This window comes from Rubritalea squalenifaciens DSM 18772, assembly GCF_900141815.1.
Lineage (GTDB): Bacteria > Verrucomicrobiota > Verrucomicrobiia > Verrucomicrobiales > Akkermansiaceae > Rubritalea > Rubritalea squalenifaciens.
Genome location: NZ_FQYR01000003.1, coordinates 1,017,238 through 1,039,245 on the forward strand (window position 1 = coordinate 1,017,238; position 22,008 = coordinate 1,039,245).

The following is a 22,008-nucleotide window of genomic DNA, read 5'->3' on the forward strand; positions in this document are numbered from 1 at the left end:
TCTTTTTTTGTAGCTACTTCCTACAAAACTGACCGAGAGACATCTTCTTCGGTAGTTCTGAGTCTACAGTCATTATGCAATTTTCAGCACAAACTATACATTATTATTGATCTAGGCATGCCAGAAACGTTTACAGGGTCTGCTCCATCACTCACCGACATGCTCGCTACCGAATCCATCCTGACCATTCCTCTACCATCCTCGCTAGTACAGGAAATCAATTCAGCTTCAGATGCTTGGGCAAGCAGTCTAGGAGACCTGCTCGAATCCGCTCCCAGCCCCATGGTGCCAATCTTGAACCACTACAAGAGATCAAAAAGCACGACCATTCTTCCGGATAAGGTAAGACTCTTGGAGGTCACACGAACAGGTTCTGACACCCTCACACTCGTGATCGAGTTTCAGGAGTACCAGTACCGTGGCCATGTAAGTTTCTTCTATCTAGATCACTATACCCAGAAGCTCAGAGCGAGCATCTCATTCGGCACTTCTGAATTGCAGTTCAAAGTGCTCCACTTTCCCGCCCCACTTCACGACTGCTAGTTCAGTCCTTCCGCCACTTGTTAAACATCTCTCCGAACTCCTCACTGCGAAACTCAAAACCTTCCTCCAGCAGTCTAGTCGGCACCACCCAGCGGCTTTTGAGAATGAGTTCCGTCTCGGTCCTTAGAAAGAAAGCCCCGATCTCTAACATCCATTTGGCAGAAGGAAGACCAAAGCACCTCCCCGCAGCCTTACGCGCCTGCTTCATGAGTTCACGGTTATCAATGGGATTGGGAGCGCTCACGTTGTAGACACCACTGGCTTCCTCATGAAGGCGAAGCCATTCAACGACCCTACAGAAATCCCCGATGTGTATCCAGCTGACCTTCTGCCTGCCGTTACCCATCGTACCGCCGAGCCACTTCTTGCTCAGCTTCACCAGCACATCCCAGACCGTTCCCTTCTCCTCGGCAAAGACGATGGCTGTTCTCATGGCCACTTTCCTCACCGTGCCCGGAACCTCAGCACCAAAGAAGCTTTCCTCCCAGGATTTGGCCACCTCCACAGAAAAACCTGTCCCCAATTCCCCATCAAAATCTCCCTGCGGCCTGTCCTCCGCATGACGATAAATCGTCGCCGTACTAGAGTTCACCCACAGTGCTGGCGGATTGCTGCAGCGGCGAATGGCCTCCCCGAGCACCTGGGTGCTCTGGACGCGAGACTCACGGATGGTCCGCTTGTTCTTCTCTCCGTAGCGGCAGTTCACACTGCGCCCAGCCAGATTGACCAGCAGCTCCGCACCATCCAGCGCCTTCGCCCAATCCCCCAGAGTCATTCCATCCCAAGGATGATAGTCCACTCCAGTGGCCAAACCTTTCTCACTTCGGGCAATGGCAACCACCCGCCAGCCATTGTCCCGGTAAAAGCGGCTCAAGTACCGCCCTATGAATCCGTTTGCTCCGCTGATTACTATCGTTCTCTTTTTCATCACATCGTGTCGTTTGGCAATTTTAGAAACACATCCCGGCTGGGCCAGATCACCTCACGGACAAATTCACCAGGAAACAAGAGTGGTAAGCCCGCAATCAGGAGCACGCCGCAAAGCAAAGCCATCGCCCCACTATTTTTACGCTCCAGACAGGCGGCCATTCCGTGAATCAGGAAAAACAAGGTCGGCAAGCCATAGCCAGCTCCCACAGGAACCGTGATCGCCAGCTCATGCAGCAAACCACTCACAGCAAAGACTGCAAACAAGGCCCATTTCTCTCCCAAGACTGGAACTAGAGGACGCTTCACGACTCTCGCCATCATGTGGCTATAGGCCAAATTCCAGCGCCTACTCCAGAAATCATTAAACCCACTCATTGCCAATGGATTTCGAAACAAAGGCTTCACAGGGATACCCGCAAATTTCCAGAATGTAGTTAGCAGCCTCAAAGCGCCATAATGAAAACCTACGCTCATCGCGATGAATAGCGGCACAAGCGCGTCTACTTGATAGACCGCCATCATCCAGACAGCAAAGACTCCAACGAGTAAACACCCCAGCCCCCAGAGCAAGTCATGCTTCCACCGGATATCCCGTCGCTTACTCGTCCAGGAATTCGGATCCATCCCAAACCAGAGAAACCCGAAGCAGAGCCAACGTGACCACGATAGCACTTTGCCTCCACTTCTTCTCCATTCCGCGTAGACCATCCATTTCATCCCCCCCAGCAGTACGCTACACAGGAGCACCATCCGGAGAAATGCCGCATCACCGAGAGTGAGTAGATGAATGGTTCCATAACATAGCAGAACCAGCAGCCAGTCTAAGCCGCGAGGCGTCTTCCAGCCAAGACTATCCCACACCAACTTGCAGCCTACGATCTGCAAGATCATCAAAGCTAGTAATGTGATTACAACAATCATCCTCTTAAGTTTTCCATCAGTGCCCAGCCGTACACAGCGGTTAGGTAAAAGAACAAGCACACCAACAACACCTCGGCCACCGTATTGAATCGGTTTTCGGGGATACAGCTGCGATCAAAGCAGAAGAATTGGAGCAGAATCCTCACTCCCCACCACAGTGTCATGAGCGTGGTGAGAGCGATCGCCAGTATTCCACCACAAATCAAGGCCTCCGCTGCAAAAACACTGATCAGCCCGAAGAACAAGTGGCAGGCCAGAATATAACAGGCATAGGTCCAGAACAACTGCCTGACCAGCCGGTTGGGATTCCCCATCGCTTCTTTCCAGTTGAGTGCCTTTGGGATGAAAGCACTGGCGGCGACCAACACCAACTCACCAACTCCGGCCAGTTGAATCAGAATGACTAAGTAATCCTTCATAAGAGTACTCCTTTCACGCTAAGGCAAGTAAACACGGCAGCTAAATAGACGAAAGCCGCTAGGAAAATCAGGTTAAAGGCTGGATAACGCCGCTTCAGCTCGCGATTAAAAAAGAAGAGATGCATGAAGACCTTAATCGTCCAGAAGCCTGCCATAAAGATACAGCCTCCGAGAACTGCTCCCTGGGGTAGCCAGAGCTCCTCCGCATAAAGGAAGCAGCCCATCATCATCCCCAGTAGCAGCAGCACTGTGTGAAAGGCGTGAGACCAAAACACATTCTGTACCGAGAGATCGCATGTCGCGAGATTCTCTCGATAACGTAGCATCCGGGGCACGATGAAGTTTGCCACCATCACACAGCCGAGATCGATCCCTGCCAGCCAGATCATCCATATTCCCACCGTATTCATGCCGCTTCCCTTTCCTCGTTAAAGTAGTGTTTCCAGTTCTTGAAGACGTAGAGATGAACCCGCTTGAGCCCAGTTGCCATGAGGCATGCCTTCATGCGTGCGCAGCGACCACGTGCTTTAAGCTTGGTAACCCGGGTCAGGCGCGTACCACCGTTCTCACTTTTTAGCTCAAAGCGCTCCTCCAGACTCTCCACACAGCTCTTCCAAGCGTGGTTCGTTTTCATCATTCTGAACTCAAGCAGTTCTCCAGGCATCCAAGTGGTAATCCGCTGAAGCACTTCACCACGATCAGAAACACAGCGCCGCCCCATGCCAACACCTCCCTCATCATCGGTCAATTCGCAGGCTACCGGCCGGGGCACCCCCAGACAGAAGCACCCGCTTTTTTCCATCCGAGAATCCGTCAACAGAGGCCAAACTTCCTGGCGATTCGCAGGAAGCCAGACACTGGTCTTCACACAGACATCACTGTCCAGCCCCCTGCTTTTACCACCACCGACACACAGTAAAAAATCACACATCACTACTCCTTTTCGTCTTCAAGATGACAGCTGCCATCCTCGCATTCTTCGGCATCCAATTTCTCAATTTCTGCAGCCAATTTTTTGTCGTCTGCACCGAACAGCAGCTTTGAAATTTTGAGGCGATTGGCCGCTATCAAGACACAGATTTTTTGTGCCAGAGGTAACATGACCGGGCTGGCCATTCGCCTAGCGATCCAGCGGTATTTTTGGATCGCCCAGAGACATAGAGCCCAGCTCTCGGCACCACGAAAAACTGCCCCGTCATCCGTCCTGGTGACCATCAACTTGCTCGGTTCATGATCACCAATCTCGGGAAAACGCTCTCTGGCCTCATCGCTATCGTAGGCCAAAAGCACGACTTCTACGGCATGTTCCTGCTCTCGAAACCATCTCATGAAGCGACGACACATACCGCATCCGCCGTCATAATAGACCTCCAATAGCTTGATCTTCTCGTTTATATTCATCCTGTACTTTCAGTCATTTTTGAAAATGAAACCCAAATAAAAACAAGTGCTTGAATTAATAGGCTGCTCCGGGAAGGCGAGGAGGAGTCTGGTTTGTGCGTGCCTTCTTGCGCATTTTATCGAAGTTATACATGTTGAAAAAATGCATCGCACCCAGGACGAGCATCACAAATCCAAGCTTCGTGGCACAGTATTCGATCCCCTCGATGACACCTTGAGGCCGTTCTCCACTCCTCAAAAACAGGAGGACAAATCCAATATTAATGAGGTAAAATCCAACCACCAAGAGATGGTTTACAGCATCGGCACGCTCTTCGCTGCCGTGAAACGCTTCGATAAGAAACACTCTACCATTCTTATGAAGAGTTCGTGCCACCCAAATAGTCAGCGTTATACTCACCAATGTGTAGACGACATAGACTATAATTTGTGCAGTCATAATATTTAATCTAATGTTTGAATTGTTCGATTCATTCACTGTTTGCATCATGGATTGAATCGATTAAGACCCATGATGCACCATTTAGAAATTCTGTTTTAACAATTGCTTCAAAGCCAGATTGGGCCAATTACCCGTCACAAATCCAAGCTTTGTAATACATGTTTTAATTGCGTGTTTATTTATCTTTTGATTTCTTTTTGTGTGGTTTATATATTTCTAGAAACTAAGTAGCTTAGCCGCCAACTTGAGAGCCGGACCATATTTAAGATTACCGATCTTATCACTAACGTTGCTCGCGAAATCTGCGAACTCCTCGAGTTCCTTCATCTGCTTATGAAACTCTTTACCGGCCACGCTATCCTCCGACTTGGTTTTCTCCGCACAATCTTTGAGCAGCGACACTGCTGGATCGATCTCACGACGCTTGCGATTCTTCAGCACGAGGGTGAACATTTTCCACACATCTTTCTCTGCCTCGAAAAACTCTTTCCTCTCCCCCTTCTTCACCACGATGCGCAACAGGCCCCAGGAAACCAACTCTTTAAGATTCGTGTGAGCGTTCCCGCGGCTGATCTGCAACTCCTCCATAACCTCATCTGTACTCATCGCCTCAGGGGCCACCATCAAGAGCGCATGCACCTGGGCCATCGTACGGCTGATTCCCCAGCTTGTTCCCAGCGCTCCCCACTGGGCAATAAACTCCTCCTTCGCTTCCAAGAATGTAGCTTCCTCGTTCATCTGTTTCAGTAATTACTGAAAGTTCGATCATGATGCAAGAATATAATCCTCTAGCTCCTCACTTTATTTGATGGCTTCTAAAAGAAGCAAATTCAACCAATCTCGCCATCAGACTGGAAATCCCCTGCAAACTATGGATGCTCAGTCACACTACCTTCGGACCACAGCAGCAACAGACATGTCGATCACCACTAAAGCCGTCGATTTCTACTTTCAGCAGGAAGAGATTCCTTCCCCCTCAGGCAAGACACTTATCATCCAGGGCGAACCCGGGCCATGGCTCGACCACCTGGAAGACAAGTCACCCACCGTGCTCTGCTACCGTGCCGATCACGACTTGAAATGGAAAAAGCGCAAGCTCACCCCTATCCAGGAAACATCCGAAAAATTCGATCTTATCATCCACTTCGGCACCAAGTTTGCGAACGAAAATCTCTCACATCTTGGCGTCTATTCCCAGCAGCTCAATGAGGGTGGCCGGTGGATTTCAGTCGTCCCAAATCGCATGGGCGCCTCCCGTCTGAGAAAAGACCTTGAGAAACTCTTTCCCGAAGTTGAATCCAGCAGCAAATCGAAATGCCGTATTCTAGACACCAGCTCGGCAGCCGATGCCAAACTAGCCCGCAAATGGGCTTCACTAGCAAAGCCCAAAACAATCACCGGAACCGAGCTGGTCACCATGCCCGGCATCTTCTCCGCAGAGAAGCTGGATACCGGCTCCACCCTGCTGGCTGAGATCCTAAAGAAGGAAAGCTGGTATGGCTCCGGTGCCGACATGGGGGCAGCCTACGGTTACTTGTCCAGTGTTGTGCTTGGCACCCCTCGACAGAAGGTTCGCGAAGTGCTCCTATACGAGCTCGACTACCGCGCCCTGGAATGCGCCAAACAAAATCTCTCTGCTTACGATTGCGCGGACTACCGATGGTGCGACGTCACTGCTGGGATAGCCCATGAAAGGAATTTCGACTGGATCATTATGAACCCACCCTTCCACGAGGCTCAGGACCAATCCTTCGAACTCGGCAAGACCTTCATCCGCGAAGCCGCCCGCAATCTCAAGCCAGGCGGCAGCCTTTACCTCGTGGCCAACCTCCACCTCCCCTACGAAGAACTGATCCGCGATCTCTTCCGCTCCCACCGCCTTTTGGCCGAAGACAAGGGATTTAAATGTATTCACGCCCGAGCCTAGGGAAATATCCGGTGATATAGTCAAGATCCCGAAAAAATAATCATCGCCTTAACATTCACGGAATAAGCGGATTCGGACAATAGGTTGAAAAATTTTCCAGCGTTGTCTTGACAACTACCCTCATTCTGTGGCTTCTTCCGCCCGCACGCGAAAGCGACAACGCGCCCGTAGCTCAATTGGATAGAGCGTCTGACTACGGATCAGAAGGTTTGGGGTTCGACTCCCTACGGGCGTGCCACCCCCCAAGGTGACAGTCACTTTCGCAGGCCAACACAAACACAACAAAAAGCGCCCGTAGCTCAATTGGATAGAGCGTCTGACTACGGATCAGAAGGTTTGGGGTTCGACTCCCTACGGGCGTGCCACTCCTCAAGCAAAAAAGCGAAGGTTTATCTCAGACCTTCGCTTTTTTGTTTTCAGGAATCACATCCACTTCTGCATGATCGCCTTCACCGAGAGATACTGTGCTCTCCAGGCGTCCTTGCTATATCCGCCCGACAAAGTCATCACGTAGGGCACCTGGTGTTTTCGACACGCTTCTACGATCATTTGATCTCTGGACCGAACTCCTTTCACACTCATTGCCCCATTCGCCAATGGATCCCCCAAAAGCGCGTCACAGCCCGCCACGTGAAAGACGATGTCGGGCTTGCTGCTCTGAATGAGCTTAGCCAGATGAGACTGCAGGATTTCTAGATACTCCTGGTCTTTTATCCCCGCCCTTAACTCGACGTCCAAATCCCCCTTCTCTTTCGGCAGTGGGTAAATACCCGCCTCATGCATAGAGAAACAAAATGTAGATTCATCCTGCCACAGACAACGAATCGTCCCGTTACCTTGATGGATGTCGGTATCAATAATCAGCGCCTTCTTAATCTTACCCTCCAGCTGTAACTGGCGAATAGCAATAGGCACATCGGCAATGATACAAAACCCCTCTCCACTATTGGGTTTGGCGTGATGATAGCCTCCCCCTAAATTCACAGCGACACCCTCTTTCAATGCGAGACGAGCGGCCAGCAACGTACCGCCAGAGCATAATATAAACGGGTCAACAACCTTTGATTCCAATAGCATCCTAGGAACCATCTTGATGGCTGGCGCCTCCATATACCTAGCTACCATTCTGGGATCCCTCAAACTATCCAAGTACGCCTCTGTATGGACCAGACCCAACTGGGCCCCATCCAACTTCTCCGGCTTGTGAATACGCTTAGCATCCAGCATTCCGTCGTTCTCGAGAGCTTCATAGATTTTATCGTACTTCCCGATGTCGAATGGATGCAATTTCTCTAGACCGAATAGGCTCAGTTTATAGTCCGGTGAATAGACTACAGGAACTTTGGCTACCTCACTTTGCTGGGATTCAACTTGATGGCTGCACATCGACAAAGTCAGAATTATGGTCGCAACTAACACCCTGATGGTTATCATCTCTCCAGTAACTATTTTTCCCCTTTTGGTTGTTAATTGATTTTTTCAATCTTACCATCGATTAAACTGATATCCATGAAGACCAAACTGCTAATCTACCTCATCCCTATTGGCTGCCTGACTGCCTTTTGCCTCTGGTGGTTCTCTGACAACCAGATTCTCAAGCGCCGTACCAATACAGCCTTGGACTGCCTGGAGCTCCCCGTGGGCACAGGGAGAGCCGAGAGAGTCTTAAAAGCAGACAAAGCTCGAGACCTGATTGCCGAGCATCTGGTAGTTGTCTACCCTCCAGGTAATTCCGTCTTCACTGGTGCACCTGTTTCCTTCAGCGAGCCTGTGACTCTGGCACGGGACAAAGCTGTTGCCGGCCACTCCTACATGACCGAAATGATGGAATTCATGCACGTGGAGTCACGCAACATCAAATCCATTGAAATCGACGGCACTAATGCCACTGTTAAGCTCAGCTTTACGCTGAGAGCCAAGTCCAAGAGAGGGAACGAGCAGAGCAAACAGCTCGATGGATCACTCACCTTCAAGAAAATCAAAAGCAAATGGCTTTTGGCTGGAGCCACCTTTCCAAATTAACTACAGACTCAACCCATGTCCTCTTCCATCCACGACGATCTCATTAAGCGCTGCCGAGAAACCGGCCTGCGCCGTACGAAGGCTCTCGACTGCCTGCTTGAGGTACTACTGGAAAATGACAGCCCCATGACTCTGGCTGATCTCGCCGAGCACCCCACACTAGCTAGCCAGTGTGACCGTGCCACGGTGTTTCGCCTGTTGCAGAGACTTACCGTCAAGGGTATCGTCCGCCGTCTAGGTCTTCATGAGCGCGCCGCATACTTCACCTTGCTACTACCCGGCCGTCATCAGGATTTCCTGATCTGCACCGAGTGTGGCAAGATCGAACCAATCTCCGCCCCCTGTCCTGTCCACCAGCTCGAAAAAGAGATCGCCGAGAATACAGGCTTCAGCAATCTCTATCATGAGTTGGAGTTCTTCGGCACCTGCCCTGCCTGCGCCTGATTCCCATGGAAGAGCTCACCGACTTATTCATCGAATTTCAGCGCGTCGAGAAGTCGGCTTCCCCGCGAACCTTGCGCAATTATTCCCAGGCTCTCGTAGCCTTCGAGCGCTTCTTCAAAGAAGAAGAATTCCCAGGCTGGAAGAATGCCACTCCGGATCACTTCCGCGCCTACCTCTACCAGATGATGCAGCAGGACATGGCGCGCTCCACCATACGCCTGCATTTCTCAGCACTGCGCTCATTCTATAAATTCCTCGTCCACCGCCACGGCTTGGCAAAATCCCCACTCACCGATGTCCAGCTACCCAAGTTAGAGCGCAAGCTACCCGTGGTGCTCAACCAGAAACAGGTCATCGAGCTACTCGAAGCCCCCCTGAATGCCCCCTTGCCCAAGCAAGCCCCACCATGGCTCCCGTTGCGCGATGCCGCTATTCTGGAACTCTTCTACTCCACAGGCATGCGCCTGGCTGAGCTGGCAGCCCTGAACGTCGAGGATATCGGTGATGAAGTCATCCGCGTCGTTGGAAAGGGTTCCAAGGAGCGCATCGTCCCTGTCGGGTCTTACGCCCTAGCAGCGGTTCAAAAGTACCGCTCAGCCGCTGGCCATCATGCCGGCCCTCTGTTTATCTCCAAACTCAAGAAACGCCTCTCTACCAAGTCGATTGGCGATCTACTGAAAAAGTATCTGGCTGATACTTCCATTCCCTTCCACGTGACTCCACACAAGCTGCGCCACTCCTTTGCCACTCACTTGCTGGACAATGGTGCTGACCTACGCTCGGTGCAGGAGCTACTGGGTCACTCATCGCTCTCTACCACCCAGATCTACACTCACGTGAGCAAACAGCGCCTGAGGGAGTCCTATGACAAGGCTCACCCCAGGGCTAAGTGACTCTAGCCACTCAGAGGCCAATCCACTGCAAGGACTCCTCAAGAGGTCCTGCTGCCGGAGGAGCGTGCCCCATATCAGGCACATCCAAAAAACGGTAATTCAGGCGGTTACTCTCCCAGTCCTTACTCGTTTCAAGGATCTTATTGTAATTGTAGTCTTTCTTGCCTGACACCACGATCCATTTCATGTCCTTACGCTCACCACGCTTGAAGTCCTTGATTTCAAAGCCTGGGAAGTGAGATGGCAGATAACTCTGTGCCGCGCTGCTAATTGCCCCTTTGAAAAGCTCAGGATAGAGAGCCGCTGTGGTAAATGCCATGTGACCACCACCTGATGTGCCAGAGACATAGCGTCTTTTAGGATCAATTTTATACTGCTTCTCCACGGTCGCCATCGCATCCAAAGACAAGGTCACTCGATAGGGATGAGGATTGATCTTCTTACGATCCTTGTCCGCATAGTTCCCTACTCCGTAGGCACTGACTGCAATAAGTTTGTACTTGCTCAAAATAGGCTCCCAGTCTTTTCGAATGAGGGCATTCGGCATGGGATTGATGAACAGAAGCAGCCCATAGGCCTCAGTCCCGTCGTAGCTTTCAGGACAATAGATGAGGCATTGGTCTTTTGCCGGATCGCGTCTCAGCCAGTCATCTTCCTTTCCCGTGGAGTCGAAAGCGCCCCCTTCATGCTCCTTGAGCCAGGTCCTGCGTGTACTTTCTTTAAAATAGTCACCAGTATCTTCAAAGAGTCTGTGACTAATAGATACACGGTCTCGCCTACCTAACAAACTAGCCACCTCCTCTTGTCGCTTCTTCTTGTCTTCCTCCAGCTTGGCCTCTTGCTCCTTCAGCCAATCACGGTCTCCCTGAGAAAGCTTCTCCAGAGGATATTGAATCTCTTTCCCCTTCAGCTTCAGGGTCACACTGTCACCAGAGTGAGAAATGTAGTCAGCCTCGATAGTTTTCCCCTCGCTATTCGTCCAGGTACGACCCTCCACCCCGGATGTCGAAAAGGCAAGACAACCAAGCGACAATGCGAACGCGCTGGATAGACCAAATTTTGTCAAAATGCGTTGATACATGACTACGATCCAACAGAACTTCGCTAGACTTGCAAATCTATTCGGCAAGCCCAGCTCACTTCCTCCAGCCCTGCACGCCACGCTCCGGCCAGTTCTTCACCTGCTTACCAATGAACTTCACTTTCATACGGCCATTGCCAGCCCCCTCCAGCTTCACGAGGAATCTTTCAGCTTGAATCGCATCGTCCGCAAGCCCACTCGCGGTCACAGCTATGGCGGCTTGCTCCTTGCCAGCTTCATCCGTGATCATTTGGATGATATCATAATTCACCGTGTAGTTCCCTTCTTGGGCTTGGTTCGGTGGTGCCACCAATTTGAGATCCACCAGATAGTTCGTAATCACTGTATCCAGTTTATCTGTGAGAGGAAACTGGCGTTCAAAGGTGCCACGAACTTCCAGCCATTCTTTCTCATCAAGCGGAGGCGCTGGCTCAAGCAGCCTTCTACTGGCATCGCTTAACTCGAAGGTCATCTTTTCCAAGTCCGATCTTTTTGCATCTCTGAGGGCGCGCCCAAGTACGACAAACTTGCGAGATGCATAGGAGGCGGGCTTCAGCTCGATGTTCTTGGCCCCATCTGCCGCTTTCTTGAAATCTTTCTCTTCCCCACTGACTTCGTAGTATTTCTCCAAGACTTGAACCACGAGACCAGCTTCATCAATATAGAATCGACGCTCTCTCACTTTATCTTCAGTCGCATTGGGTTTCCCTGGGACAAAATTCCAAGTCCCGAGGCTACTTAAAATAAAGCGAGGACGTCCTTTGCTATCATAGATGACATCGTGGGAGAGACCAGAGTGCTCTCCGCCGTAGCTGAATTTCACCCGGCGCACATGGTTCGCAGCATCTCTCCAGCGGGTAAGACTGCCACTCACCGGCTCCCCCCTCAACTCGAACTCAATATTTTCTATCTTGAGCTGCATTTCCATCACCTCGGTGTAAAGATCCTTCACATCCTGCACCGCGTCCCCTCCACCTGTCACCGGTGGCTGAGGAGCCTCAGCTTCGTCCCCAGTATTCAATGGCTGAACCTTCCAGGAAGTCACCTTCTCCGAAATCCGGCTTCCTTCCGGAGCATTGAGTCCGTCATCCGGCAGCAGCTTGCCATCCGGACCTAACATCTGAACATCAGTCTCAAGTACCAACTCCATGGTAAAATCCCCCTGGCTCCCTTTTACACGCACGGGAACAGTATAAGGACCGATCCGGTAAGCACTCAGAGCGCCAAACTGTCGACCAAGACGAGTACCAGCCCCAGCTGGACCTAACTCAAAACTGCTCAGCACCTGATTACCCGAAGCGCCGGAGACATTGAGCAAGGCTAGCAGCTCTTCCTTGGGGACAGACCCTCCAGCCTCAGCTACTCCACTAAACCCTACACACAGGCAGGCCACACTGGTAATAATCGTTTTTCTGACACTCATGATGAAATAAGGTTTCAACTTAGACTCATTACCCTCAGCGTCTATTCAATTCCAGAACAATTGGGAGCATCTTTGTTAATCTTTAGAAAATTTGCCTATTCATTGAATTTTCACAGCTTCGATCTCGACCAAGTAGGAGAATATCCCTATAATACCGCCAATTGTCGTTATTTAAGAGAAAATTGATAACTACCCTTTCCCCTGTGGCGTACCCATTATGAACGTCTGTCAACTGCTATGAAACGTCTTGCTTTTACCCTATCCCTGCTTGCCGCTGCGACTCTGCAGGCCAAGCCCACACTCCACATATCCACCTCGGATATTCGCCCAGAGTCCACCTACAAGCTCGTCTTTGACCGGGCGGTCGTCCCGGAAAGCGTGGTCAACACTACCACGACTAACAGCATCCTTTCTATTAAGCCTGAGATCAAAGGAGAGCTTCGCTGGTCCAGCCAGAACATGGCTCAGTTCATTCCCTCTGAAGCTCCCAAGATGGGAACTGAATACACCTTCTCTATCAACTCCAAGCTTCAACATCTGGACAAGTCCCCCATACCTGACGGAAAGATCCGTTCCCTCGCCTCAGAAGCATTCAAACCAAGCTATCATCGCAAGTCATCGGTCAATAACCGCATGCCTTCTAATTATATCCGCTTCAATGACGACGTAGACCCAGACAAAATCGAGAAGTTCTTCTACTACATTGATGAGGAAGGTCACCGTCTGGACGCGGTAGTGAGACAAGCCACATGGGGAGACCTAGAGAGCACATACTACATTCGCCCGAGTTGGCACCAGCGCTTCATCAACCTCAAGGCAAAGAAGGAAGATCAGCAAGTTGAAGAGAAAACCGAATGGCAACAGAACTCCCCAATTAGCAACGGAGTCATCGTCACCCCCAAAAAGCCACTCCCCATCGGTGAAAAGTGGAACCTCATGGTCAAGAAGGGGCTGCCCAACCTCAGTAAAACAAACAAGACTCCTGAGCAGATTGCCTATTTCATCTGGAGCATCAAACCATTCGAGATCAAAGAAATCTCCCCACTCGTGCGTGCAGATCATCCACGAGAGATCCTCTTCTATTTCAATTCTAATTTAGCCAAGGGTTTGAAGGAAGAGCAATTAAGCCAACTTATTACGGTCACCCCTACCCCGCCGAACCTCAAAATCAGTCTGGATGGTAACAGCTACCTGGTAGCCAGCGGTGACTTCAGTGGCACAAACAACTACACAGTCACTGTCTCCGAGGATCTGGCTGCCGCCAACGGCCTGACTCTGGAGAAATCGACTGCCAAGAAAATCGTCTTCAAGAATGTCGAATCCGGCATCGGCCTCCCAACCTTCAATACCGCCCAGCTTTCCAAAGGTCACCGCACCTACACCGTAGACACGGTAAATATGAAGGAGATCCACGTGAGGATCAAAGCCCTGGAACCTAAGCAACTCATCCGTACTGAGCAAGGATACCGACACTACACAGGTGACGGATACAATTATGATGATATCAGCCCTACCAAACCACTCCCCTTCGAACTCATCAGTGGTGATACCGTCTATGATCAGGTCATCGCTCTGGATAATAAAATCGACACGAGTATACGCATCACCCTCAACTGGGACGAAATACTGCCGGACAAACAGCAGTCCGCCAGCCTTTTTGTCTCTGTCGTGGGTACTCCTAAAGACCAGCTGAGCTCAGAAGAGAGCCGCAAGCGGGAAGCTCAAGCCGTGATCCAACTGACAGACCTAGGTCTGGCTTGGAAAATCGCCGAAGATCACGTCTGGATCTACACCTACTCTCTGGATACAGGGCTGCCTGTCCCCTCTGCCACCGTGTCCATCTACGGTGAAGACGCCAAGCTGCTACAAACGGTGAAGAGCGACAAATCAGGACTCGCCAAACTCCCACGCTCAGAGGCGGACCGCCACCTGATCGCCCATCTTAAGGATGACAGCTTTGCCGTCACCTTCGATAATTCCCTCAGCACTGTCTACATGTGGCGTTTCCCTGTCAATTTCAGCTGGTCTGAAAAGACCTACTGGGAGCGAGACATGATGACCTTTACAGACCGCAACCTCTACCGCCCGGGCGAGAAGGTTCGCTTCAAGGCCATACTCAGGGAGTTCATGGACAACCAGATTCGCCTAACAGAAGACAGCAAAGTACAGGTCCAACTGAGAGATCCTGACAGGAAAGTGCTCTTTGAAAAAGAAATCACACTTAGTAAAAACGGCAGCTTGGACACCGAGTTTGATCTTCCCTCAGAGAAAGTTGGCACCTTCTCCATTCACTGCCAGATAGTCACCAATGAGGACGCAGAGACGGTGGCCGACGCAGATGAAGAAGAGAATGAGCAACAGGCCCGCAGCGTATTCCTCCATCGTTTCTCGGTTCAAGAGTTCCGCAGAAATGCTTTTGAGATCAGCGCCAACCTGCCTGCACCAAAACCCGGTGACACTAACATCCAACTGGATGTGGAGGCAAACTACTACCAGGGAACCCCAGTAGCTGAGGGTGAACTACAATGGCATTTCACCTCTACGCCGACCGGCTTCTACCCAGACAAATTCCGCGACTTCAAGTTCGGCGACCACCGCAAGTACGACCCTTACTACTGGAGCTACTACTTCGGCTATAAAGATGACAGCAGCAACTTCCGAGATTCGGAACACAAAAACGGAAAGCTTACTTTATCAAGTGACGGCTCTGCATCCGTCAGCATGGATATTCCGAAGCTAGAATTCCCATCACCACAGCGGCTCTCCTTCACGAGCTCCATCCGTGATACTCGTGACCAGACACTCTCGGATACTCAGACGGTCGTCCACCACCCTACCGCTATTTATTACGGTATCTCCAGAAGAGACCAGCTCACTCGCGTCAGTGAACCATTTAAATTAAACATCGTCGCAGTAGATCCCGATGGTGAATATTCAAAGACCACTTCTAAGGTCTCGGTACAGATTCAGCGCGAGTACCATGTTACTAACAAGGTAAAGTCGGATGACGGTAGAGTCCGCGTCCACAATGAGACAAAGATCGAGGACATCTCAACCCAAGAGTTTGAAGTCAAGGCCGGTAAGACCAATGCCCTTTCCCTCACAGCAGAGAAACCTGGACGTTACATCTTCACCGTCAAAGGTGCCGATGCTGAAGGCCGTGAGAGCATTTCCGCCAGCCATCTCTATGTCTACGGTTCCAAGGAATATCCATGGGCAACTGAAGAAGGCATGCGCATCAAACTGGTCTCCGAGAAGAAGAACTATCTCCCTGGAGACACAGCGCGCATCCTCGTGATGACACCAATCGAAGGAACAGCCCTTGTTAGCGTGGAGAGAAAAGGTGTTATCCAGACCTTCCGCCGTACACTGAGCATGGACAAGCCAGTGATCGAATTCCCGATCGATGATACGATGGCTCCAAACGCCTACGTTTCAGTCCTGGTGATTCGTGGCGCTGCGGACAGCCCGCACAAATACAAACAAGCAGCACTCAAGCTTGGCTTCTGTGAAATCTCCGTAACTGATCCTAGCAAGAAGCTAAAGATCGCTCTGGAAATCCCCGGAGACTACCACCGTCCTGGCGAGGAAGTCACGGTGACCGGCAAGGTGACTGACCACCGAGGCAGAGCCGTGAGCAACAGTGAAGTCGTCCTTTATGCAGAGGACGAAGGCACCCTCGCGGTCATGGGGTACCATACCCCTTCCCCGCTCAAGCACTTCCATCGTGATAGACCCCTATCCCTACGAACAGGTGTATCTCTTGGAAGCATAGTCTCCGAAAATCCAGAGGACGCCTACTATGGAAACAAAGGATTCACCATTGGTGGCGGCGGGGGCTTCTTCGACGAAACAGCAGGAGAGGACATTAAACCCAGGAACAACTTTGATCCATGCGCCGCCTGGTTCCCAACTGTCATCACCGACTCGAAAGGTCAGTTCAAACTCAGCTTTAACACACCTGACACTCTGACCCGTTATCGAGTCATGGCAACAGCTCTCTCGGGAGCAGACCGTTTCGGCTCCACGAGTACAGATCTTGTGGTAAGTAAAAACATCATGCTTGAACCTAAGCCTCCTCGTTTTGCGAGCGAGGGAGATACGATGACTCAGCGCGTCCTGGTTCAGAATGTATCCAAACTCTCAGGTACCTGGGATGTCTCTCTGACAGCAGACAGCCTCACCAAGGTGATCGGCGCAACCGAAAACACGCTTACCAAATCCGTAACGCTCACCGCTGGTGAACAAGCCACTGTCAGCTTCGATGTCTCCTTCATCAATACAGGGGAAACCCAGTGGACCTGGAAAGCGATCCCGCGTGAACTGGAAGGAACCGAACTTACTTCGGCTACCAGCTCAGAATATAGCGACGCGATGATCAACAAATTCGAGGTCACCTATCCTCGCCCACTTCTGCGTCACGCAAACTTTATCCGCTTTGAAAACGGTAATGAGAACCGAATTAACATGGTGGCTAACGTGAACCCCATCCTCATGAATGGACGTGGTCATGCCGATCTAGAGCTGTCCAACTCTCTCCTTCTCGAAGCTGGCGGAGCAGTAGATTACCTTCTTCGATACCCCTACGGCTGCGTGGAGCAGACCACTTCTTCCCTGATGCCATGGTTTGCAGTCCGTGACCTCAAATCAACGGTTCCTGGCTTTGCCAACACTTCAGAGAAAAAGGTCAAAGAGGCCATCCAGAAAGGAGCCAATCGCCTGCTTTCCATGCAAACGTCATCCGGTGGTCTATCCTACTGGCCCGGTGAAGGAGAAGCCACCGACTGGGCCACCGCCTATGGCGGCATGGCGCTTCTGCTCGCCAAACAGCAAGGTGCCAACGTCCCTGACTCCGCCATTGATGGGATTACCAAATATCTTGCTGAAAGCCTGCGGAAGCCTGCAAAGCCTAACTACAACCAGTGGCATGCCGACACAGAATGCAGAGCCCTCTACGTTCTCGCTCTAGCCGGCAAACCTCAGCAAGCCTTCCAGAACAAATTCTATGACATGAAGGACAAACTCGGGGATAGTTCACGCGCCTTCCTGGCACTCGCCATCCATCATTCAGGAGGAGCCAAGGATCAGGCAATCAGCTTGCTCACCGAACCAGTCAAAGACGACCCGAACAGCTACTGGATGCGCTACCGTGCCAATGTCCCCTCCCAGCTTCTTGCCTGGTCAACTATTGACCCCAAAGGGGAACAGGCTGATCTGAAACTGCAGGAACTTCTGGCCAAGCGCGGCCAACAAGGTCACTGGCATACCACTTGGGTGAACGGCTGGGCTCTTCATGCCATGGCCGCTTATGCTCGATACGTTGAGTCAGAGCGCTCTGACTCTACCATTACCCTGCACCTGGCCTCTGGAACAAAGACGATCCAGCTGAGCAAGAACCAGCCTGTACAAAATTTGAGACTCCCGCTTGAGGAGGTCCAGAATCTAGAGGCGAGTTCCGATCACAAGGCCTTTGCCCGGGTTGTTATCTCCGCGAAGCCTGAGGTTGCTCCTGTTGGCCCAGTTGGTCACAGTGGTCTCGCCATTAAGCGCCGCTATGAACGTGTCACCTCAGACGGGAAAACCTCGCCATTGCTCTATCCAAAGGTAGGCGACCTTGTGCTGGTCACACTGGACATCACCTTTGCCGATGAACTCCAGTACGTCGCCATCGATGATCCGCTGCCAAGTACCTTTGAAATCGTCAACGAAGACTTCGCCTCACAGGCAGCCTTCGTGAAGAGTAAGAAGAACTGGAAAGTAGCACGTACTGAACTACGTGATGACCGCGCTCTATTCTTCCTGAACCGCTCATGGCGTGGCCGCACGGACTCCGTAAGCTATCTAGCCAGAATCACAGCAGAAGGCGAAGTGCACGCTCCACCTGCAAAAGTAGAAGCCATGTACGACCCAAGTAAGTACGCACTCTCTGGAGCACGGACCATCACGACCACCCGATAAGATACCCCCGGCGATGGGATAAATCATGTATGACCACTGCCATATCGCACAAGGCTTGCGACCAGTGGAAGCCAAGAAGAGGCGTGGGAGACAACTCCCTCGCCTGCTTCTTCATGGCTCGGCTATTGGCGCCTTCATTGCACTGATTGGCTGGTACCTGCTCCCCTTTGCCTTTCCCTATAATAAGCCCGCACTCTCTGGCCCTGCCCCCTCTGTCCTGATACTGGATAGAGAAGGAAGACCTCTCCACCACAGCCCTCGGGAGGATTACTACCGGCACCGGCACTCCCTGTTAGAAGGTATCCCGCAAACGCTGATTGAGGCCACTCTGGCAGCAGAGGATAAACGCTTTTATAACCATGGGGGCATTGATGTATTTGCTAATATACGGGCGATCAAAGACTCCCTGACAGCCGGCCATTTTGTCAGCGGAGCCTCCACCATTACTCAGCAAACCGTCAAGCTAACTTCAGGCGTGCCTCCGCGTACCCTCAAAACCAAATTCATAGAAGCCCTAACAGCCCGCCACTTGGAGATGAGTGAAGACAAGGATACGATCCTTGCCGCCTACTTCAACCATCTCGACTACGGAAACCGCACTCAAGGCCCGCAGCAAGCAGCGCTCCACTATTTCAACAAGTCCCTCAATGATCTTTCCTTGGCAGAGTATGCACTTCTGGCAGGACTGCCTCAGGCTCCTTCCCGCCACAACCCCAGAAGAAATCCCAAGAATGCTCTAGAGCGCAGAAATTGGGTGTTAGACCGGATGCAGATCATCTACTCGATTCCTGCCGAGCGCATTGCCAGAGCCAAATCCGAACCTCTCGAACTGATTCCCTACAAAACGCACACCAAAGCCCAGCAACTCTCGCAGCTAGTCCTCCCCCACCGCAAAGAAAAATCTCCGCATATCCAGACGACGATCAAACTGGAGCATCAAGAAACCGCCCGCCAGTTGCTCCAGCAGGAACTTGGATTACTCAAAGACAAGGAGGTACACCATGGCGCCGCCGTCATTATCCATAATGAGACCGGAGAAATACTAGCGCTGGTAGGCACGAAGGATTTCTCACTCTCGCAGATCAATGCGGCACTCACCCCCAGATCACCGGGTTCAGCACTGAAGCCATTCACCTACCTGCTTGCCTTTGAAAATGCCGGCATGTCTCCCGCCACGATTGTTCCTGATATCCCTACCAGCTATGCTGGGATCCGAGGACCTGAGGAAGTGGTCAACTATGACCGCCAACATCATGGCCCAGTCACCATCTACAAAGCTCTGGGGAACTCGTTGAACGTGCCAGCAGTCAGGGTGCTGAATGATATCGGTGGTCCAGAGCGACTACTCACACTCCTCACTTCGCTAGGTATCACCACACTCGATCAACCCGCAAGCACCTATGGTTTAGGCCTGACCCTAGGCTCTGGTGAAGTGACTCTACTGGAAGCCACCAATGCCTTTGCCACCATTGCCAGACTGGGCCTCTATACGGATACCCATATCACCCCTGCAAATTCAGTAACGCACTACAAACGATTATTCTCTCCTGAATCCGCCTATCTGGTCGCTTCAGTCATGGCAGACAATAACGCTCGCTTGGAAGGGTTCGGCATGCATTCCAATCTACACCTCCCCTTTCCCTGCGCAGTCAAAACGGGCACATCATCCGATTTCAGGGACAACTTCTGCATCGGCTTCACGGCCGATTTCACGGTAGGCGTCTGGGTAGGCAACTTGGACAACCGCCCCATGAAAGGCATCTCTGGGGTGACTGGGGCCGGCCCCGTCTTTAAAAAACTCATGCTGGCTATCCATGAGAAAACTGAACCCAGCTGGCTCACAAAGCCAGCCAGAGTCAGCCCCGTCTCCGTTGATCCAGCCACTGGAAAGAGGCTTTCAAAAGGACACCCTCGCTACCCACTCGCTATCCACACCTTCTCCCACATACAATATCTCCCCCAACAAGCCGGCTTGTCAGACTACTCTGAGAACGGCGACGTCTATCTAGATTCCCGTTACCATGAATGGATGCAGGAACGCCCTGAGGGCCCTTACACAGCATCCCATACTCGAGAAATCCAAGAAGCCTTTCGTGTTCTCTCCCCAGCACGTGATGCGACGTATCTTCTCGATCCGGATCTTCCCGATCATGGCGCTTACCTACCACTCATCTCAAACATCCCCGAAAACACCGTCTGGTTCTCAAACACGCTTCGCATCATTAACCATGAAGGCAAGCTCACCGCCCTTCTTACCGAAGGCATGCATAGCCTCACTGCCACCAACTCAAAGACTGGCGAAACTCAGACTCTCACCTTCCAGGTGGACTCTCTCTAGACAACCTCTCCCGAGTACACGTTGTAACTCGGAGGCCGTAAAAATCCAATAAGGGTCTGTCCACTCTCTTGGGCAAAATCCACAGCCAGGCTGGTAGGCGCCGAAATCGCGCTGATCACCGGAATACCTACAGCGTGAGATTTCTGCATCACTTCAAAGGAGACACGTCCACTCACCTGCAGGATAAGATGGGAAAAATCGATTTCCTCAGCAGCTGCCCAGCCAATCACCTTGTCGATCGCATTGTGCCGGCCCACATCTTCCCTCAAAACCACGAGCTCACCATCCTGAGTAAATAAAGCCGCCGCATGCAAACCACCAGTCTTCTCAAATGTCTCCTGGGTCTCACGCATCTTGTCTGGAAGAGATAACAAAACCTCTTTCCTGACAGCAAAACCACTCTCCAGCCTGGGCAATTCCTGACGGATCGATTCTATGCTCGCCTTTCCACAGATCCCGCAGCTTGAGGCACTGTAGAGATTGCGCTGCTGCTTTTCATAGTCCACTTCGGCATCGTCTTTCAGAAACACCAAGGCATGGTTTTGCTTTTGCTCCAGATCGATTCGACTCACAAGGCTAAGGCTCCTCAGAACGCCTTCGGTTAGTAGAAAGCCCCTCACGAGGTCTTCATCATGCCCGGGCGTACGCATCACCACGGCAATGGGACATCCGTCGACAGTGATCTGCATTGGCTCCTCTACGGCCAGCCTGTCACTGACCAACTTACCAGCTCTCTGCACCTGATACTCAGCCGACCGCTCTTCACTCATTGTCGCCTAACACCCTGAGTTCATATTCTCCGGCAAACAATTCCCCGTCGGTCAGGATTCGTGCGCGCAGACCACCTCTACCTTTCAGAAACTCCTCGGTCCCCTCGGCACAAGCCTCGTCCATCCAGAAGCATGGAGAGCATTCACCAGACCCAGTGAATTCCACCCCATCGATTTCAAAACGTTTGCCAATCAGCTCGTTTAAATCGACGCCACTTACCATCACATTGCGGCGAAACGCTGAAGGATCGAGTTCTCCCTTCACCACTTTCTCTTTGACCTGCTCATAGACCGCCCAATCAAAGAAGGTGATCTGCCCTTTGTAATCCTCCTTGTAGTCGAAGAACCGATCTCCGACCACACCCTTACCGGCCACGACTTCAATCTTCTCTTTTTCTTGGATCTCATGATCCAAAGAGCCTTTGCCGTAGCGTCCGTAGTAATTGTGTCCTGGCGAAATGTAGATGTGCTTGATCTGTATCTTCATGGAATTGTC

At 51.5% G+C, this 22,008-nt stretch carries 20 protein-coding genes and 2 tRNA genes; 9 read left to right on the forward strand and 13 right to left on the reverse strand.

What is annotated here, in order from left to right:
- Window positions 1–117: 117 nt before the first annotated feature.
- Window positions 118–543: a hypothetical protein gene (locus BUB27_RS09660; protein ID WP_143183596.1), complete on the forward strand. Its 426-nt coding sequence runs from the start codon at window positions 118–120 to the stop codon at window positions 541–543.
- Between the two features lies 1 nt (window position 544).
- Here BUB27_RS09660 and BUB27_RS09665 read toward each other — a convergent pair whose 3' ends face one another.
- The 8 genes from BUB27_RS09665 to BUB27_RS09700 all read right to left on the reverse strand — a co-directional run bounded on the left by BUB27_RS09665 (window position 545) and on the right by BUB27_RS09700 (window position 5,394).
- Entirely contained in the window at window positions 545–1,471 is a 927-nt protein-coding gene (locus tag BUB27_RS09665; protein WP_143183597.1) for a TIGR01777 family oxidoreductase, read from the reverse strand.
- Window positions 1,471–2,394 (reverse strand): wax synthase family protein, encoded by a 924-nt coding sequence (locus BUB27_RS09670; RefSeq protein WP_143183598.1) that lies wholly within the window; start codon window positions 2,392–2,394, stop codon window positions 1,471–1,473. Before BUB27_RS09670 ends, BUB27_RS09665 begins: the two co-directional genes overlap by 1 nt.
- On the reverse strand, window positions 2,391–2,813 hold the full coding sequence (locus tag BUB27_RS09675; RefSeq protein ID WP_143183599.1) for a hypothetical protein: 423 nt from the start codon (window positions 2,811–2,813) through the stop codon (window positions 2,391–2,393). Before BUB27_RS09675 ends, BUB27_RS09670 begins: the two co-directional genes overlap by 4 nt.
- Complete coding sequence (locus tag BUB27_RS09680) at window positions 2,810–3,223, reverse strand: hypothetical protein (RefSeq protein ID WP_143183600.1); 414 nt, start codon at window positions 3,221–3,223, stop codon at window positions 2,810–2,812. Before BUB27_RS09680 ends, BUB27_RS09675 begins: the two co-directional genes overlap by 4 nt.
- The gene (locus BUB27_RS09685; RefSeq protein ID WP_143183601.1) at window positions 3,220–3,744 is read right to left on the reverse strand and encodes an SRPBCC family protein; all 525 of its coding nucleotides are present in this window, start codon (window positions 3,742–3,744) and stop codon (window positions 3,220–3,222) included. Before BUB27_RS09685 ends, BUB27_RS09680 begins: the two co-directional genes overlap by 4 nt.
- Window positions 3,745–3,746: 2 nt before the next feature.
- Entirely contained in the window at window positions 3,747–4,214 is a 468-nt protein-coding gene (locus BUB27_RS09690) for a thiol-disulfide oxidoreductase DCC family protein (protein WP_143183602.1), read from the reverse strand.
- A gap of 55 nt (window positions 4,215–4,269) precedes the next feature.
- Entirely contained in the window at window positions 4,270–4,653 is a 384-nt protein-coding gene (locus tag BUB27_RS09695) for a hypothetical protein (RefSeq protein WP_143183603.1), read from the reverse strand.
- 219 nt (window positions 4,654–4,872) lie between these two features.
- A complete protein-coding gene (locus BUB27_RS09700; protein ID WP_143183604.1) occupies window positions 4,873–5,394 on the reverse strand; it encodes a GbsR/MarR family transcriptional regulator in 522 nt (173 codons plus the stop codon).
- A gap of 178 nt (window positions 5,395–5,572) precedes the next feature.
- Between BUB27_RS09700 and BUB27_RS09705 the strand changes: the two genes are divergently transcribed.
- From BUB27_RS09705 to BUB27_RS09715, 3 genes are all read left to right on the forward strand, one after another.
- Complete coding sequence (locus BUB27_RS09705) at window positions 5,573–6,583, forward strand: class I SAM-dependent methyltransferase (protein WP_159434896.1); 1,011 nt, start codon at window positions 5,573–5,575, stop codon at window positions 6,581–6,583.
- A gap of 161 nt (window positions 6,584–6,744) precedes the next feature.
- Window positions 6,745–6,821: transfer RNA gene (locus BUB27_RS09710), tRNA-Arg, on the forward strand.
- A 50-nt stretch (window positions 6,822–6,871) separates the two neighbouring features.
- Window positions 6,872–6,948: transfer RNA gene (locus tag BUB27_RS09715), tRNA-Arg, on the forward strand.
- Window positions 6,949–7,006: 58 nt separating this feature from the next.
- On the opposite strand, the gene BUB27_RS09720 is transcribed toward BUB27_RS09715, so the two are convergent.
- Complete coding sequence (locus tag BUB27_RS09720) at window positions 7,007–7,969, reverse strand: histone deacetylase family protein (RefSeq protein ID WP_159434897.1); 963 nt, start codon at window positions 7,967–7,969, stop codon at window positions 7,007–7,009.
- A gap of 123 nt (window positions 7,970–8,092) precedes the next feature.
- Here BUB27_RS09720 and BUB27_RS09725 point away from each other — a divergent pair, with 123 nt between their 5' ends.
- From BUB27_RS09725 to xerA, 3 genes are read left to right on the forward strand one after another with little or no spacing between them, the layout of a single operon-like run.
- Entirely contained in the window at window positions 8,093–8,605 is a 513-nt protein-coding gene (locus BUB27_RS09725) for a hypothetical protein (protein WP_143183607.1), read from the forward strand.
- Window positions 8,606–8,620: 15 nt separating this feature from the next.
- Window positions 8,621–9,049 carry a Fur family transcriptional regulator gene (locus BUB27_RS09730; protein WP_143183608.1) on the forward strand — a complete coding sequence of 143 codons (429 nt, stop codon included), beginning with the start codon at window positions 8,621–8,623 and terminating at the stop codon, window positions 9,047–9,049.
- 5 nt (window positions 9,050–9,054) lie between these two features.
- Window positions 9,055–9,942, forward strand: a complete 888-nt coding sequence (xerA, locus tag BUB27_RS09735) for a site-specific tyrosine recombinase/integron integrase (RefSeq protein WP_143183609.1) — start codon at window positions 9,055–9,057, stop codon at window positions 9,940–9,942.
- Between the two features lie 10 nt (window positions 9,943–9,952).
- On the opposite strand, the gene BUB27_RS19040 is transcribed toward xerA, so the two are convergent.
- Together BUB27_RS19040 and BUB27_RS09745 are read right to left on the reverse strand one after the other, a co-directional pair.
- On the reverse strand, window positions 9,953–11,023 hold the full coding sequence (locus tag BUB27_RS19040; protein ID WP_200797099.1) for an alpha/beta hydrolase-fold protein: 1,071 nt from the start codon (window positions 11,021–11,023) through the stop codon (window positions 9,953–9,955).
- A gap of 55 nt (window positions 11,024–11,078) precedes the next feature.
- Window positions 11,079–12,446: a hypothetical protein gene (locus BUB27_RS09745; protein ID WP_143183610.1), complete on the reverse strand. Its 1,368-nt coding sequence runs from the start codon at window positions 12,444–12,446 to the stop codon at window positions 11,079–11,081.
- A 237-nt stretch (window positions 12,447–12,683) separates the two neighbouring features.
- On the opposite strand from BUB27_RS09745, the gene BUB27_RS09750 reads away from it, so the two are divergent.
- Both BUB27_RS09750 and BUB27_RS09755 read left to right on the forward strand, forming a co-directional pair.
- On the forward strand, window positions 12,684–18,404 hold the full coding sequence (locus BUB27_RS09750; protein WP_143183611.1) for an alpha-2-macroglobulin family protein: 5,721 nt from the start codon (window positions 12,684–12,686) through the stop codon (window positions 18,402–18,404).
- Window positions 18,405–18,429: 25 nt separating this feature from the next.
- Window positions 18,430–20,742 carry a transglycosylase domain-containing protein gene (locus BUB27_RS09755; protein WP_143183612.1) on the forward strand — a complete coding sequence of 771 codons (2,313 nt, stop codon included), beginning with the start codon at window positions 18,430–18,432 and terminating at the stop codon, window positions 20,740–20,742.
- On the opposite strand, the gene fdhD is transcribed toward BUB27_RS09755, so the two are convergent.
- Both fdhD and BUB27_RS09765 read right to left on the reverse strand, forming a co-directional pair.
- Complete coding sequence (fdhD, locus tag BUB27_RS09760) at window positions 20,739–21,512, reverse strand: formate dehydrogenase accessory sulfurtransferase FdhD (RefSeq protein ID WP_143183613.1); 774 nt, start codon at window positions 21,510–21,512, stop codon at window positions 20,739–20,741. The genes BUB27_RS09755 and fdhD overlap by 4 nt on opposite strands.
- Complete coding sequence (locus BUB27_RS09765) at window positions 21,505–21,999, reverse strand: MOSC domain-containing protein (RefSeq protein ID WP_143183614.1); 495 nt, start codon at window positions 21,997–21,999, stop codon at window positions 21,505–21,507. Before BUB27_RS09765 ends, fdhD begins: the two co-directional genes overlap by 8 nt.
- Window positions 22,000–22,008 lie beyond the last annotated feature (9 nt).

Bases quoted from the DNA above. Each gene is read 5' to 3' on its own strand.
- BUB27_RS09675 (WP_143183599.1), bottom strand. From the start codon at position 2,813: ATGAAGGATTACTTAGTCATTCTGATTCAACTGGCCGGAGTTGGTGAG.
- BUB27_RS09730 (WP_143183608.1), top strand. From the start codon at position 8,621: ATGTCCTCTTCCATCCACGACGATCTCATTAAGCGCTGCCGAGAAACC.
- BUB27_RS19040 (WP_200797099.1), bottom strand. From the start codon at position 11,023: ATGTATCAACGCATTTTGACAAAATTTGGTCTATCCAGCGCGTTCGCA.
- BUB27_RS09685 (WP_143183601.1), bottom strand. From the start codon at position 3,744: ATGTGTGATTTTTTACTGTGTGTCGGTGGTGGTAAAAGCAGGGGGCTG.
- BUB27_RS09695 (WP_143183603.1), bottom strand. From the start codon at position 4,653: ATGACTGCACAAATTATAGTCTATGTCGTCTACACATTGGTGAGTATA.
- xerA (WP_143183609.1), top strand. From the start codon at position 9,055: ATGGAAGAGCTCACCGACTTATTCATCGAATTTCAGCGCGTCGAGAAG.
- BUB27_RS09660 (WP_143183596.1), top strand. From the start codon at position 118: ATGCCAGAAACGTTTACAGGGTCTGCTCCATCACTCACCGACATGCTC.
- BUB27_RS09720 (WP_159434897.1), bottom strand. From the start codon at position 7,969: ATGTGCAGCCATCAAGTTGAATCCCAGCAAAGTGAGGTAGCCAAAGTT.
- BUB27_RS09670 (WP_143183598.1), bottom strand. From the start codon at position 2,394: ATGATTGTTGTAATCACATTACTAGCTTTGATGATCTTGCAGATCGTA.
- BUB27_RS09680 (WP_143183600.1), bottom strand. From the start codon at position 3,223: ATGAATACGGTGGGAATATGGATGATCTGGCTGGCAGGGATCGATCTC.
- BUB27_RS09725 (WP_143183607.1), top strand. From the start codon at position 8,093: ATGAAGACCAAACTGCTAATCTACCTCATCCCTATTGGCTGCCTGACT.
- BUB27_RS09745 (WP_143183610.1), bottom strand. From the start codon at position 12,446: ATGAGTGTCAGAAAAACGATTATTACCAGTGTGGCCTGCCTGTGTGTA.
- BUB27_RS09705 (WP_159434896.1), top strand. From the start codon at position 5,573: ATGTCGATCACCACTAAAGCCGTCGATTTCTACTTTCAGCAGGAAGAG.
- BUB27_RS09750 (WP_143183611.1), top strand. From the start codon at position 12,684: ATGAAACGTCTTGCTTTTACCCTATCCCTGCTTGCCGCTGCGACTCTG.
- BUB27_RS09765 (WP_143183614.1), bottom strand. From the start codon at position 21,999: ATGAAGATACAGATCAAGCACATCTACATTTCGCCAGGACACAATTAC.
- BUB27_RS09755 (WP_143183612.1), top strand. From the start codon at position 18,430: ATGTATGACCACTGCCATATCGCACAAGGCTTGCGACCAGTGGAAGCC.
- fdhD (WP_143183613.1), bottom strand. From the start codon at position 21,512: ATGAGTGAAGAGCGGTCGGCTGAGTATCAGGTGCAGAGAGCTGGTAAG.
- BUB27_RS09690 (WP_143183602.1), bottom strand. From the start codon at position 4,214: ATGAATATAAACGAGAAGATCAAGCTATTGGAGGTCTATTATGACGGC.
- BUB27_RS09665 (WP_143183597.1), bottom strand. From the start codon at position 1,471: ATGAAAAAGAGAACGATAGTAATCAGCGGAGCAAACGGATTCATAGGG.
- BUB27_RS09700 (WP_143183604.1), bottom strand. From the start codon at position 5,394: ATGAACGAGGAAGCTACATTCTTGGAAGCGAAGGAGGAGTTTATTGCC.